The following is a 14,315-nucleotide window of genomic DNA, read 5'->3' on the forward strand; positions in this document are numbered from 1 at the left end:
ATGCAAGCGAGGGCTTTTTATTACCCACTCATTGCTGAAATACAAACTGACGTTATAAACAGATCAATCTTCCCAATCTCTATATTGTTATGATATAACATATTTAAATAAAGCCGTTTTACGAGATAAGCGTCATGGGATTGTTAAGAGCCGTAGTTACACCACTGCTGGTAAGCATGGTTGCATTCAGCGCAGGCACTGCTGGGGCCAGCGAGCCCGCACTAAAGGTGGTGGCTTCGTTTTCCATTATTAACGATTTTGCTCAGCAAATAGGCGGTGACCGGATCGCCCTTACGAGTATTGTCGGGCCAGATTCAGATGCGCATATGTACGAGCCAACGCCGGCCGACGTAAAGGCCGTGGCACAGGCAGATATCGTGCTGATCAATGGCCTGATGTTCGAGGGGTTCTTGGCACGCCTAATTGAGGCCAGCGGCAGCGATGCCGAGATAGTCACGCTGACGGATAACGCTGAGATTCTTCAAGACCCCCAGGGTGGCCACTACCATTTTATTGGCGATAAGGCTGTGTTCCACGCGGCACCGGAAGACCCTCACGCCTGGCAATCGGTTAGCAACGCGCAGGTGTATGTCAGCAATATCGCCCAGGCGTTCTGCGCAGCAGATCCGGCTGGCTGCCGTGCGTATGAAGCCAATCAACAGCGCTACTCGACCACACTAACAGCACTCGATGACGATATCCGCGAGCAGCTAAGCACCCTTCCCGAGTCGCGGCGCACAGCGGTAGTCGCTCATCATGCCTTTCGCTACTTCGAAAACGCCTACGGCCTCACCTTTTTCGCCCCTCAAGGCATGTCAACGGAATCTGAAGCCAGCGCTGCGAATGTTGCGGGCCTAATCGATGAACTTCAATCACAGCAGGTCTCGGCGGTGTTTGCCGAGAACATTTCCAACCCACGCTTGGTCGAGCAGATTGCCACTGAAGCGGGCCTACCCATGGGCGGCACCCTTTACTCGGATGCGCTTTCCAACGCAGCGGGGCCCGCGTCAACGTATGAAGCCATGATGCGCTACAACGTTGCCACGCTAATGTCGGCGCTTACGCCGCCTTAATTCTTTCTTACTGTGACTTATACCCAGCAAGGCACTACGAACGTTCTGTTTTCAGGAGATGTTTATGAAGAAACGTATTTTGGCCCGCTCAATCGCGGCGTTAGCGGTCGCTATTGGCAGCACCAGCGCTTATGCCCACGATGAGGGTGTCACCGAGTGGCGGCTTTTCGTCGCTGACCAAGCGTCCCCAACGGTTAGTGTTATTGATGCCACTGACAAAGCGCTAATCGACACTTATGAGCTCAGCGGGCCGGCGGCGCTGCATCGTACCAGCAGCGGCCAAACGGTATTTGCCGTTCAAGGCTCGGAAGGCCGCGTCTCGGCGATCAATACCGGGATCGCGTTTCATGACCACGGCGACCATGCCGATATTGATGTCGATGCGCCCGAGCGCCTGGATATGGAGCTAGCGGGTGAGCGTCCGGCCCATTTTGTTGAACAGCAGGGCTATATCGCCCAATGGTTTGACGGCGAAGATGAGGCGCGTTTCTTTACCGAAAACAGTGTGCTTGAGGGTAAGCCAGAGATTCGTACAGCTAACATTGAAGCTGCCCATCACGGCGTTGCAGTGCCCTATCAACATCACGCCGTTGTATCGATTGCTAACCCTGACGATGCTTCCCAACGCCCCATTGGTGCCCGGGTAGTAGACTTTGAAGGTAATCATGTTGGAGAAGACGTCGCTTGCCCAGGGCTGCATGGTTCGGCGGGCTCGGGCAGCCTTTATGCCTTGGCGTGCCAAACAGGCCTGCTGATTATTTCAACTCAAGACGGCACGCCTGAGATCGAGCACCTGACCTACCCTGCTTCGCTGCCAGAAGGCAGTGCTTCAACGCTACTCGGCGGTAAAGGGCTGCAATACTTCATCGGCAACTTTGGCGCTGACCGTCTTGTGATTATCGACCCCTCTCAAGGGGAAGAAGGCTTTCAGCTAGTGCAGCTGCCTACTCGCCGCGTCCACTTTGCCACTGACCCTATTCGTCCGCGGTTCGCCTATGTATTTACCGAAGATGGCCAGCTGCATAAGGTAGATGTGCTCAGTGGAGAGCTGACGCAATCGCTGCGCTTAACAGACCCCTACTCCATGGACGGCCATTGGAACGACCCGCGGCCACGCATTGCCGTCGCTGGAGACAACATTGTGGTGACCGACCCTGCAGCGGAAACACTGCATTTCGTCGATGCTAATAGCTTTGAACAAGTGGATGACATGCCGCTAGAAGGGAAACCGTTCAATATTGTGGCGGTAGGCGGAAGCGGCGTTTCACATCACGATTGATGTGATGCCACCGTGAACGCAAACAGGGGGCCGGAGGCCCCCTGTTGTAATCGATCATTACTATTAGACAGTAATGACTATCAGCATAAGAATTAGTGCTTTTTCTTCAGCGCTTCCTTGGCTTCACCTTTGCCTTTTTGCAGTTCACCCTTCGCTTGCTGGACTTTGCCTTTAGCTTCAGTCTTTTCGCTGCCGGTTACTTTACCCGCTGCTTCTTTCACTTTACCAGCAGCCTTGTTGGCAGTACCTTTCGCTTTATCTTCTTTACCTGTTGACATGACGAGCACCTCTAATCCGTTAGTAGGGAAAACGCCGTATGTGAAAGTGTGAATTGCACTGCGAATCACACATCGACATATCATCAGAGTAGTCTTTATTAAAAAAGTTGCGCTAATTTATTTATGATCATTTTACTTCGGGCAAGCGCGTGGGCTCCCAGTAATTCAATAAATAGTGCAAACATGACATCACAAGCAGCGTTGACACCAGCGCCACGCTCATGGAAGAAAACCGATAAAGCGCACTATAAACAAGGTCTTGATTAGGCCCAAGTGACTGCCCAAAGAGGATACCCAAGGTCGTTAGCCCACCAAAACCAATCCCTGAGCCGCCCCCTTCGTGAATATGTTCACGCCCAAAAAGCATTAATTGAATCGCCCCAGGTTTCGTAGACACCTCCAGGCCTTATACTAAAGGTATTTAGGAGGAACCATGAGCCATCCCCGCTACACTGAAGAATTCAAAATCGAAGCCGTCAAACAGGTGGTAGAGCGCGGCCATCGCGTGGCCGAGGTCGCTGAGCGGCTAGGCGTGTCAGGGCACAGCTTGTACAACTGGATCAAGCGCTACGATAAGCCGGTAGAACAACGGCAAGAAGATGATGATCTCCAAGCTGAAAACCGTCGTTTGAAGGCCGAACTCAAACGCGTATCAGAAGAGCGAGACATATTAAAAAAGGCCACCGCGTACTTCGCCAGGGAGTCCGACTGAGGTACGCGTTTATTCAAAATTATGCGAGCCAATACGCGGTACGTCGCTTGTGTCAGATGATGGCCGTGCATCCCAGCGGTTACTACGCATGGTGTAAAAAAGCGCTCTCTAATCGAGCTCGGGAAGATGAGCGCCTACTGGGATTGATCAAGCACTCCTGGCTTGAAAGTGGCGGTGTATATGGCTATCGCAAGGTCTACCAGGACTTGCGTGAAGCTGGCGAAACTTGCGGGAAGCACCGTGTGGCGCGTCTTATGAGTAGGGAAGGTTTACGCTCTCAGACGGGCTATCGACGACGCCCTGGCGGCTATGGCGGTGGAAAAGCGGCTGTTGTATCCCCTAACCATTTAGCCCGTCAGTTTGAAGTAACAGCGCCAAATATTGCTTGGGTGACGGACATCACGTACATCCGCACTTACGAAGGCTGGCTTTACTTAGCGGTAGTTATCGACCTGTTTTCTCGTCAAGTGGTTGGCTGGTCGATGAAGTCTCGCATGACCACGGAGTTGGTACTGGATGCTTTGTTATCAGCAGTCTGGCGACGCAAGCCACAAGGAACGGTGATGGTGCATTCGGATCAAGGAAGCCAGTTTAGCAGTGGAGACTGGCAAAGCTTTCTGAAAGCGAATCACTTGGTAGGCAGCATGAGCCGACGTGGTAACTGTCATGACAACGCCGTTGCTGAAAGCTTCTTTCAACTTCTCAAGCGAGAGCGAATCAAGCGACAGATTTATTCAACACGCGAAGCGGCTAGATGTGACGTGTTCAATTACATTGAAATGTTTTACAACCCAAAGCGCCGACACGGCACAAGTGATAACTTGTCACCGGTTGAGTATGAAAGGCGTTACTTCAAGAGCCTAACGGGTGTCTAGAATATCCGGGGCGATTCAAATCCCAGCCAATAAATAATCACCACCAGCAGGAAATGATGGCTTTGGGTATACAGCAGCAGCTGCATTAGAAGCGCTAAATTGCACCCCAGCAACGTGCCTACCGCCCGCTTCGCGGCAGAAAGGCGTGCGCCGGAGTATCCCAAGGCAAACAAAATCAAAATGGTCGCCATCTGCGCCGAAAGCGAGTCTTTTAAGTCAAAGGCTTGAAACACAACAAAAGAAAGCGTCGCGGTTATTCCCCCAATCAACGTTTCATGGCGAATTTGCGCCGGTGACTTAACGCCTTTCGGCGGAGGTTTGCGAGCCTCGACGTCAGGAAACAGGGTATGCATCAGCATGGCAATAAATACCGCTAGGCCGCTCGCGGCTAAATTACAGGCCAATAAATCGCTTAAGTCGGTGCCGGGGTAGCTGGCAAAATGGAGCAGGATACTGAGTGTGAGCACACCATTGGCGCCGAATAAAAACAGCGGCCCCTTCGCCATCAAGTTAAATCTAAATAAAAATATGCCCAGCACCACCAGCGTCATTACCACCGGCATATGTTTGAGCAGCCCAACCACTAGGCTAACTTCCAGCACGTTGAGGGAAACATTGGTTAAAAACTGGCGAATAATACTGCCATTGAGAATAGGCACCATGCCCAGCAAGAACATCGGGAAAACGGTAAAAAATACCCCGTAGTTCCAGCCCATTAGCTGACTGACCACAAACCCCAGCGTACCGCCGCCCGCCACCCGCAAGCACTGGCGCAGACCATTTTGGGTTAGCCCAGGGCGAGAGGCACGCTGCACATTAGAACCATCGCGCTTAGCCCACCACCGGCTAAGCGGCTTAATATACATAGTGCAGCAAACTAATCAGGTGCGCCTGCAGCCAGCCAAAGGGTTTTGCCAGTACAAAGTCGCTCGGCTGGAGCTGCACGGTAGCGCGCGCGCCGCTCGGTAGCGCGTTTATAACCGGCTGCTGGAGAGCAATGTGCACACGCATACGCTGGGCATCGCGAATCCAGCGGTCGGATGTGGGAATATCGGCTAATTGACCATCGGCCGCTAGCTGCCCTTCACGTACACCGGCATCCACGGCAATGACCCTCGCGTCAAATACTTGGCCCGGCCATGCATCGAAAATGACTTTCGCCGGGTCGCCCAGCACAACATGACGCAAACTTTTTTCACGAAAATCGGCAATGATATCTACTTCTTCAGCCACCACTGCGACGGCCGGCTGGCCGGCTTGAACATAGTCGCCAACGCCTAGCTGCAGGTTAGTCACATTGCCTGACTGGGCGGCGCGCACCTGCGTATGAGCAAGGTCCAGCTGAGCCTGTGATAGCGCGTTTTCTGCCTGACGAACGCGCAGATTCGCATTACCTGAATCGCCTAGCTGCACTTCAAGACTGACGATTTTCGCCCTGGCGGCGGCGACGCTAGCTTGCGCCGTTCGTTCAGCGGCCACCTGCTGATCGTACTGCTGACGCGATACGCTTTGGCGAGATAGCAGCGTTTCAGCACGCCGACGCTCACTCTGACTTTCACTGGCCGTTGCCTCTGCCGAGGCCAAATCTGCCTGTGCGGAGGCTAAGTCTGCCTCTAAGCGGGCATTCTCCCGCTCGGCCTGCTCACGATTAAGACGCGCCTGATCGACCGCTAACGCAAAGGGCGCTGCCTCTATCTGAAACAGCACATCGCCCTTTGCAACACGCTGATGATCGCGCACTAAGAGTGCGTCTACCGGGCCACTAAGCTCAGGCGCAATGCGAGTAACCGGCCGCATTACCCGCGCTTCCGGCGTCATTGGCATAAAGCTGTCGGCCACTAAAAAATAAATAAATAACACTATGAAGGCGACAATAGCGACCTTCACCCAGCGGGCAAACGTTTGATCGGGGGTCATGCAGGGCTCACTTGTTAGCCGCCAGGGTAGCCCTGGCCAGCGCCGCCGAGGGGCGCGCATTGTATAAGATACTTTAGTCTAACAACTAATTAGCTAGCTAACAATATAACTAACCCAGTGAGCACATATGCTTTGATAATGGCGGGCTGTAAAAACCAAAAAACCCATGGCATAAAGGCCATGGGCTTGACGATTAACGCAGATCACTAACGATTAAAAACGATAGCGCAGACCTACGCTGGCTGCATCGAACGTGTAAGCAGACTTATCGAGGTAGCGCATATAGTCAGCGCCGACGGCTAAATTCGGTGCGACGTCAAATTCTGCGCCGCCGCCATACGAGAAGCCACTTTCACGATCACTATTAAAGTCTACGTCTGTCACGCCCGCTAAGCCGTAAATGCGAACGTCAGGCGAGACGGGGAAAATACCTTTGGCATAGGCACCCGCTAAATAATCCAGCTCAGCGCCACCGTCGGAGCCGCCCGTACCTAAGTGCCCTTCTAGTGCGAAGTAATCGTTAAACTGCGCGCCGCCGCGAAGGCGTAGGCCCACGGAATCACGCGAAGAGCCATTGTCTGGATCAAGACTCCAGAACATCGCATCACCACCTACGTATCCTTGTGGATAGTTGAAGGATTGCTGTGCTTGAGCAGATGCTGCGAACGTACCTGCGCCAACCAGGAGTGCCGCGGATGCTAGTGATAATACGGACATCTTCATAGGTTGTACCTCAGTTAAAAAACAGCGTTTCCTTACTCCACTGCATTGTGGTCCATTCCTATCAATAACGCAAATATTTACCGTCCCTTGGATAAGCTAAGCACCACAATCCCCCCGACAACGACCGCACCACCGACTAGCTGACCAGGGCTAAGCATTTGATCTAAAACAAAATAACCGAGCACCAGCGACGCTACTGGTTCGATGTTCATTACCGGCGCATTACGCGCCATATCAAGCCGAGGTACAAAAATAAATAGAACTGAAAATGCCGACCCGTACAGCAGAGCAAGTAGCGCAAGCCCTAACCAACCCGCGCTATTTTCAGGCAGGCTCATGCCTCCCGGAACGACACCCGCGATACCGCCAATGACCATCGCGGTAAAAACCGTCTGCATGGTCAGCAGGCTGCGCAGCGTACTACCTACGCCGGCTAAACGGTGCTCGGTAACCCACAGCGCACAGGCAAACACAAATGCGGCCACGAGGCCAAAACAAATCCCTGCGACCCAGCCTGGCCCCATGTCATCGGTATTAGCTAACCAAGCAGGAATATCCAGCACCACCAGCAGCCCAATTAAGATAGTGCCCATAATGAGGCAGCTACGCAGCGTTGGTCGCGGGCCGCCAAATGCCCAGCTCAGCAGCGCCAGTTGAATGGGAAATGTATTGACCAGCAACAGTGCAATTACCACGGGCAGCCTTGCTACCGCCGAGTATAGGCTAACGCTCTGAATCGCAATTAGCAGCCCTACGGTTAACTGCCACGGCCAACTACCCGCGGGCAGCCACAGGCGCTTTTTCTGCACAATCACCAGCGCCAGCAGGATGAGGCACGCCACACCCGAACGCGTTAATACCGCGAGCAATAGCCCAGCACCATTATCAAATGCCAGCCGTGCAGAGACATGATTAGCGGCAAACATTGTCGCCACTGTCACCATCAGCAGAATGGCTAAACGACGCGGCAACAGATTGGGTAAAGGGGACGCAGGCATAAGAACAAAACGGCTCATAGTGGCGATGATAGTGGCGATGTAAGAAGAAAAATAGCGAGAAACGAGCATCTAGGTTCAGCATGCCTAGCTTTTATAGCCAAGGCTAACGAAATCTAGCGGCTATTTTCCGCACCGCAGCACATTAAACTAAAGTCTATATTAGTGCGCGACTTAATCCCCAAATTAACCATTTGGAGGGCACAGAAGCGAGATTGAGCAGCAGATATCAATAAAACGCCCCGAGCAGATATCTACTCGGGGCGCTAGTGACGGCAAGTGGCTTAGCGCTGAACTTAGCTACACCAGCATGGGCACCATCGCTTCTAGTACCATTACAATGCTCATTGCCGTAATGGTCAGAATAGAAACACCAAAGACACGTTTGGCCCAGCGCACGTCGTCGTCTAAACGATAGCCACGCAACGCCAAGTAAAGCCAGTACCCGCCCATGGTGAGTGCCACACACAAATATCCAGCGCCTGCCTGGCTGGCTAAACCTAATGCCAGCGAAGCAGGAATAAAGGCCACGATGTAGCCGAGGATATGGTGTTTCGCCATTTTGATACCGCGTACTACCGGCAATACCGGAATAGATGCACGACGGTAGTCAGCATAGCGAAAAATCGCAATCGCATAGGAGTGCGGCATCTGCCAAAGGCAGAAGATCACCAGCAGCATCATCGCACCGCTGTCGAACTGCCCCGTGACCGCACAGTAACCTACGACCGGCGGCATGGCTCCGGAAAGGCTACCAACTAAGGTGCCGTATTCCGAGCGACGCTTCATATAGAGACTATAAAGCCCTACATACACACCCCAGCCAATCACCGCTAAAGCAACGGTTAATCCGTTGGTACCCAGCGCCAGACATACCACACCCAACACGCCTAGCAACGCCGAAACGCCCAATGCCTGGGTAATTGAAATGCTTCCTCTCACCAGGGGGCGATGGCGCGTGCGCGCCATCAATGCATCAATATCGCGGTCAATGACGTTGTTACACGCACAGCCTGAAGCAATGATTAATGCAATCCCCACCATGACTGAGATAAGGCTAAGCCACTCAAACTGCCCCTCTACGGCTAGAAAATAGCCGCCTAGGGTGGCAATCAAGTTGCCGCCAATAATGCCCGGCTTGGTCAGCTCGAGCAGATCGCTCCAGCGGCTAGGCGTTGTGATCAGCCGATCATCATGTTGAGATGCAGATGCTGCATGATCCACAACGAGCCTCCTATCACTAGGACAAGTATCGATATTGTGAAGACGAAGGACAGCATGTTCCAGCCGTCCTCAGACTTGAAGTTCAAATGCATGAACATAACAAGCTGTACCAATACTTGCAGAACGGCAGTCACCACGATAATACCGACGTTCATTGGCATGCTGAAAGATCCCAGCATAATGGCGCCAAAAGGGATAACAGTCAGCACTAACGACAGTACAAGACCCGTAACATAGGACTTTACGGAGCCGTGATCAGACGAATGGCTAGAAGAGCTCATATCACAGCACTCCCATCAAGTAGACGAAGGAAAATACACAGATCCAAACGATATCCAGGAAGTGCCAGAACAGGCTCAAACACAGGATACGCGGACGCGTTTTGTCAGTCAGCCCTTTGGTCGACAGCTGAACCAGCATGACCAAAATCCAGATCATACCGAACGTAACGTGTAACCCGTGCGTACCGACTAGCGTGAAGAAGGCAGAAAGAAAGCCACTACGATCCGGCCCATAGCCTTCGTTGATTAGGTGATGGAATTCGTAAAGCTCCATACCCAAAAAGCCAAGGCCTAGGATAAAGGTGATGACCAGCCACATTTTCACCTGGCCAACGCGGTTGGCATTCATTGCCAACACGCCCATGCCGAAGGTGAAACTACTGATCAACAGCGCAAACGTACCGCCAAGAATCAAAGGCAGCTCAAAAATGTCTGCGCCGGTTGGTCCACCCGCCGTGCCCTTCATTAGTACGGCGTACGCTGCGAACAGTGACCCGAAGATCACTAGATCGCTCATTAGGTAAACCCAGAAACCAAACACTTTGGTACCAGCGGCATCGTGGTGCTCATGCTCTTCAGCATGGGCATCGAGATGTTGTGTTTCAGTAGCCATTACGCTTGGGCCTCCACACGTTGTTGATGGGCACGCTCGATCCGCTCGACCTCTGCTGCCGGTACGTAGTAATCGATATCGTCGTTGAATACCCGCATCAAGAAGCTAACCAACATGCCGATGGCACCAAACCCTGCCAGCCACCAGATATGCCATACCATCGCAAAACCGAAGATCATCGCAAACAAACTGATAATCGGGCCAGCGGCCGTGTTTTTCGGCATATGAATATCGGTGTAAGGCGCTTCCTCTAGCTGCTCGTTGCTACGCTGCTTTTGCGACCAGAAGCTATCGATATCGCCGACTTCAGGTAACCGTGCAAAGTTATAAAACGGCGCAGGTGATGAAGTAGACCACTCAAGCGTACGGCCATGCCACGGATCACCAGTAACATCAGCGTTCTTCTTACGGTCACGAATACTGACAACGAACTGGATAATGGTGCATAGAATGCCTAGTGCAATGATAACCGCACCCACCCATGCAAGAATCATCCACGGCTGCCATTCGGCATTCGGGTATGAGTTCATCCGGCGTACAGCACCGAAGAAGCTCAGTACGTAAAGCGGCATAAAGGCAACATAGAAGCCGACAAACCAGCACCAAAAAGAGCGTTTGCCCCACTTCTCGTCCAGCGTGAAGCCGAACGCTTTCGGGAACCAATAGGTCAGACCCGCCATCATACCGAACACCACACCACCAACGATAACGTTGTGGAAGTGAGCAATAACGAACAGGCTGTTATGCAGTACGAAGTTGGCCGCAGGTACCGCCAGCATCACACCGGTCATACCACCGATGGTGAAGGTAATAATAAAGCCCAGCGTCCAAAGTACCGGTGAAGTAAGCTCCAGGCTGCCACGGAACATAGTAAACAGCCAGTTGAACACTTTCACACCGGTGGGGATGGCGATAATCATCGTCATTATGCCGAAGAAAGCATTGACGTTCGCACCCGCCCCCATGGTGAAGAAGTGGTGCAGCCAGACAATGAACGATAGCAAGGTAATGGCGATCGTTGCCCATACCATCGTCATGTAGCCAAACAACCGTTTACGGGCGAAGGTGGCTATAACTTCAGAGAACACGCCAAAGGCAGGCAGAATCAAGATGTAAACTTCTGGGTGGCCCCATGCCCAAATGAGGTTGACGTACATCATCATGTTGCCGCCAAAATCATTGGTAAAGAAGTGCATGCCCAGATAGCGATCCAACGTCAGCATCGCAATCGTTGCCGTTAGGATCGGGAAAGAGGCAATGATCAATACGTTGGCGCACAGCGATGTCCAAGTAAAGATCGGCAGGCGGAACATGGTCATGCCTTTAGTGCGCATTTTAATAATAGTGACGAAGAAGTTGATACCGGTGAGCGTCGTACCCACCCCGGATATCTGCAACGCCCATATCCAATAATCTACCCCGACCCCGGGGCTAAACTCTATCCCCGATAACGGCGCGTAAGCTAACCACCCCGTTGTGGCAAACTCACCGACGAACAGTGAGATGTTAACCAGCAGCGCCGACACGGCAAAAAGCCAGAAACTCAGGTTGTTCAGGAATGGGAACGCTACGTCGCGCGCACCAATTTGCAGCGGCACCACCAGGTTCATCAGACCAATCACCATCGGCATCGCGACGAAGAAGATCATGATGACGCCATGCGCGGTAAAGATCTGGTCGTAGTGATCAGGCGGCAGAATGCCCGACGACCCGCCGGCCGCAATGGCGAGCTGTGTACGCATCATGATCGCGTCGGCAAAGCCACGCAGCAGCATGATCAGCGCCACGATGAAGTACATGATACCTAGCTTTTTATGGTCGATGGAGGTGAACCATTCGTGCCATAGCCAGCCCCATTTACGGAAATAGGTCAGCGCGCCCAATAGCGCTGCGCCACCTAAAATCGCGATAATTCCCGATATCAACAAAATGGGTTCGTGATACGGAATTGCTTCTAAGGTTAGTTTACCGAACACGGTTTACTCTCCCGCCTCGTTGCTCAAAGATTGACGAGCTTCGTGGCTATCGATGGCTGGCGCACGATTTTCATCATGTGATGGGTTTGGGTCGGTACCTGAATGAAAGCTCGACACCAGACGCTCGTAAAACTCTGGCGTAACGCTTGAGAAGTACTCGACGGGATTAAACTCAGACTGCTCCGCTAACGCTTCGTAGCCTTCTGGATAACTCAGCGTATTGGGTGATTGCGCGACTTCAGCAACCCAGGCATCGAAATCTTCGTTTGACGTCACGTGCGCGTCGAAGGTCATGCCCGAAAATCCAGCACCGCTGTAGTTGGTCGAACGACCTGGATAAACACCGACTTCATTGGCGATCAAGTGGACATCGTTATCCATACCGGCCATGGCGTAGATCTGGCTGCCTAGGCGGGGAATGAAAAACGCGTTCATCACTGTCCCAGAGCTCACCCGAAAACGCACGGGCGTATCGACCGGGAAAGCCAATTCATTAACGCTGGCGATGCCCTGTTCTGGATAGACGAACAGCCATTTCCAATCCAGCGCTATGGCCTGAATTTCCATGGGCTCAACGTCGCTTTCCAGCGGCTTATGAGGATCAAGACTGTGAGACGTTTTCCAGGTTAATAGGGCAAGCACAACGATAATCGCGCAGGGCACGATCCAAATTACCGCCTCAATCAAATTGGAGTGCGCCCAGTCAGGCGTATATTTCGCGACGCTATTACTGCGCCGATAACGCCAACCGAACAGCATCGTCATTGCAATAACTGGAATGACCACAATCAACATCAGACCAAACGATGTGAGGATCAGCGTGCGCTGCTCAGCGCCAACTTGGCCTTTTGGGTCTAACAGCGCCGAGCTACAGCCTGCTAGAAAAAGGCACAGCGCAAGTAGCACCAAAGTGCCTCGCCTACGCCACAGTGAGTGTCGTTGCATGGTGTGATCTCATCAGAGGTTCAATAAACACTAGCCAACTACAAAGTAGGCTAACTATCACCCCATACTTTTCCCAAAGCATTATCCTCAAAAAACGCCCTACCGCTGCGATTTAAAAAGGCCGTACGATGTCAATCAGCGCTATGTCAATCCGCGCTAATTAGTACGTTAACTGCTGCTTTAACCGCTACGTTTGCAACTAAGGCGCGTAGCAGGCGGCATCGGTAGCATTGCTCCGGGAAAAATATGCGCCGTCGAATGGGAATGGCGGCGGGTCTCTTTCGTCAAACGATCAAGATTGTAGCATTCTCTACTGGTCTGGGTCATGCAAGAAGTGGCGCTTTGACGCACCCCAAGTAGTTGCTGTTTGATGCTATTGCCAAAGCGCTTATGCGATGCTAACAGTGGGCACATCACCGCCGGGATTGGTTAGTAACTGCGGCGCGCCCTTCTCATCGGTAACGATTACATCAAAATCTTCCAGCGAGGCGAAGTAGGCCGGCCGAATCACGCCAAACTTGCTGGCATCCACCACTAATAAGCGCTGCATCGCCGTCGAAATGGCCGCCTGTTTGGGCGCCACCTCATGAAAGTGGAAGCAGCTCACTCCGCGCGCAAGGTCCACTCCCGCTGCCGAAATGAGCGCTTTGTTAATACCCAAACGCTCAATAGCCGCGGCCATCGTATCGCTGCCAAACGACTGGGAAACTGCATAGAATAGCCCACCCAATAGCACTAAGCGCACGTTGGGCAATGCAGCGACCGCATTGGCCACATTGAGCGCATAGGTCACCACCGTCAGTTCTTGAAAATGGCTTAACTGACTTAATAGCGGGATAAGCGTCGAGCCGCAGTCAATGAACAGCGTGTCGCCCTCCTCGATAAACGTAAGCGCGTGCTGGCAAAGCCGATATTTGGCTTGGTAATGGCTATCCTGCTGCTCGGTTAAATCATATTTAGGGATTGCGCTAGCGTAGTTCGCCATAAAGAGGCGCCCACCCAGCAAACTAATAGCAGAGGGCTGGGTAGTGAGATCGCGGCGAATAGTCATTTCCGAGACACTGCACAGCTCTGCGGCATCGCGCAAATGCAGGGTGCCGCCACAGGCAAGCGCTTCCTGAAGCCTGCTAATGCGCAACGCGCTACGGCCATTAATAGTGGGCATCCTCTTACGACCCCTCTTCTTATGATGACTGCGACATCCTTATCGCACTCATTCTTCACTGACGGCTTTTGATTCTATGTTGAGCGAACGTCGGCGTCATTGCCACTGACTTATTTTCACGGACACGACGACTTTTTATGCTCCGACGCCCTAAGCAAAAGAAATACCAAAAGCAGGTAGTAGAACGCTTGCAAATCCGCGTTATAAAAATAACACTAAATGTTATAATTTTAACATTAACGCCAGCCCGCACGATTCT

General features: G+C 52.4%; 13 protein-coding genes and 2 pseudogenes. 3 read left to right on the forward strand and 12 right to left on the reverse strand.

Translation table 11 applies throughout. The features are described 5' to 3' along the window. Positions 1–134: 134 nt before the first annotated feature. Positions 135–1,073, forward strand: a complete 939-nt coding sequence (locus CIK78_RS15225) for a zinc ABC transporter substrate-binding protein (RefSeq protein ID WP_096281665.1) — start codon at positions 135–137, stop codon at positions 1,071–1,073. Positions 1,074–1,137: 64 nt separating this feature from the next. Beyond that, positions 1,138–2,352, forward strand: a complete 1,215-nt coding sequence (gene aztD, locus CIK78_RS15230; RefSeq protein ID WP_096281667.1) for a zinc metallochaperone AztD — start codon at positions 1,138–1,140, stop codon at positions 2,350–2,352. Positions 2,353–2,444: 92 nt separating this feature from the next. Here aztD and CIK78_RS15235 read toward each other — a convergent pair whose 3' ends face one another. Together CIK78_RS15235 and CIK78_RS15240 are read right to left on the reverse strand one after the other, a co-directional pair. Further along, on the reverse strand, positions 2,445–2,630 hold the full coding sequence (locus CIK78_RS15235; protein WP_096281669.1) for a CsbD family protein: 186 nt from the start codon (positions 2,628–2,630) through the stop codon (positions 2,445–2,447). A gap of 127 nt (positions 2,631–2,757) precedes the next feature. Then, a pseudogene (locus CIK78_RS15240) lies at positions 2,758–3,000 on the reverse strand (1,4-alpha-glucan branching protein); the annotation flags it as partial. A gap of 63 nt (positions 3,001–3,063) precedes the next feature. Here CIK78_RS15240 and CIK78_RS15245 point away from each other — a divergent pair. Then, positions 3,064–4,217, forward strand: a protein-coding gene (locus CIK78_RS15245) for an IS3 family transposase (RefSeq protein ID WP_096277116.1) whose coding sequence is annotated in 2 segments (ribosomal slippage) — positions 3,064–3,301 and positions 3,301–4,217 — 1,155 coding nt in all. Because the reading frame shifts where the segments join, the coding sequence is not laid out codon by codon here. A 20-nt stretch (positions 4,218–4,237) separates the two neighbouring features. Here CIK78_RS15245 and CIK78_RS15250 read toward each other — a convergent pair. From CIK78_RS15250 to CIK78_RS15295, 10 genes and pseudogenes are all read right to left on the reverse strand, one after another. Then, positions 4,238–5,083, reverse strand: a pseudogene (locus tag CIK78_RS15250) (DUF2955 domain-containing protein); the annotation flags it as partial. Continuing rightward, positions 5,073–6,134, reverse strand: a complete 1,062-nt coding sequence (locus CIK78_RS15255; protein WP_096281671.1) for an HlyD family secretion protein — start codon at positions 6,132–6,134, stop codon at positions 5,073–5,075. The gene CIK78_RS15255 and the pseudogene CIK78_RS15250, both read right to left, overlap by 11 nt. A 213-nt stretch (positions 6,135–6,347) precedes the next feature. Next, complete coding sequence (locus tag CIK78_RS15260; RefSeq protein WP_096281673.1) at positions 6,348–6,857, reverse strand: porin family protein; 510 nt, start codon at positions 6,855–6,857, stop codon at positions 6,348–6,350. A 77-nt stretch (positions 6,858–6,934) separates the two neighbouring features. Further along, entirely contained in the window at positions 6,935–7,855 is a 921-nt protein-coding gene (locus tag CIK78_RS15265) for a DMT family transporter (protein WP_096282411.1), read from the reverse strand. Positions 7,856–8,152: 297 nt separating this feature from the next. Further along, entirely contained in the window at positions 8,153–9,076 is a 924-nt protein-coding gene (gene cyoE, locus CIK78_RS15270; RefSeq protein ID WP_096281675.1) for a heme o synthase, read from the reverse strand. Then, on the reverse strand, positions 9,034–9,357 hold the full coding sequence (gene cyoD, locus CIK78_RS15275) for a cytochrome o ubiquinol oxidase subunit IV (RefSeq protein ID WP_096281677.1): 324 nt from the start codon (positions 9,355–9,357) through the stop codon (positions 9,034–9,036). Before cyoD ends, cyoE begins: the two co-directional genes overlap by 43 nt. A gap of 1 nt (position 9,358) precedes the next feature. Further along, a complete protein-coding gene (gene cyoC / locus CIK78_RS15280; RefSeq protein WP_096281679.1) occupies positions 9,359–9,970 on the reverse strand; it encodes a cytochrome o ubiquinol oxidase subunit III in 612 nt (203 codons plus the stop codon). Beyond that, positions 9,970–11,946 carry a cytochrome o ubiquinol oxidase subunit I gene (cyoB, locus tag CIK78_RS15285; RefSeq protein WP_096281681.1) on the reverse strand — a complete coding sequence of 659 codons (1,977 nt, stop codon included), beginning with the start codon at positions 11,944–11,946 and terminating at the stop codon, positions 9,970–9,972. The genes cyoC and cyoB overlap by 1 nt, the downstream gene beginning before the upstream one ends. A 3-nt stretch (positions 11,947–11,949) precedes the next feature. Then, complete coding sequence (gene cyoA, locus CIK78_RS15290) at positions 11,950–12,891, reverse strand: ubiquinol oxidase subunit II (protein ID WP_096281683.1); 942 nt, start codon at positions 12,889–12,891, stop codon at positions 11,950–11,952. A 388-nt stretch (positions 12,892–13,279) separates the two neighbouring features. Further along, a complete protein-coding gene (locus CIK78_RS15295; RefSeq protein ID WP_096282412.1) occupies positions 13,280–14,047 on the reverse strand; it encodes a DeoR/GlpR family DNA-binding transcription regulator in 768 nt (255 codons plus the stop codon). Positions 14,048–14,315 lie beyond the last annotated feature (268 nt).

The organism is Halomonas sp. JB37, assembly GCF_002332255.1.
GTDB classification, from domain to species: domain Bacteria; phylum Pseudomonadota; class Gammaproteobacteria; order Pseudomonadales; family Halomonadaceae; genus Vreelandella; species Vreelandella casei.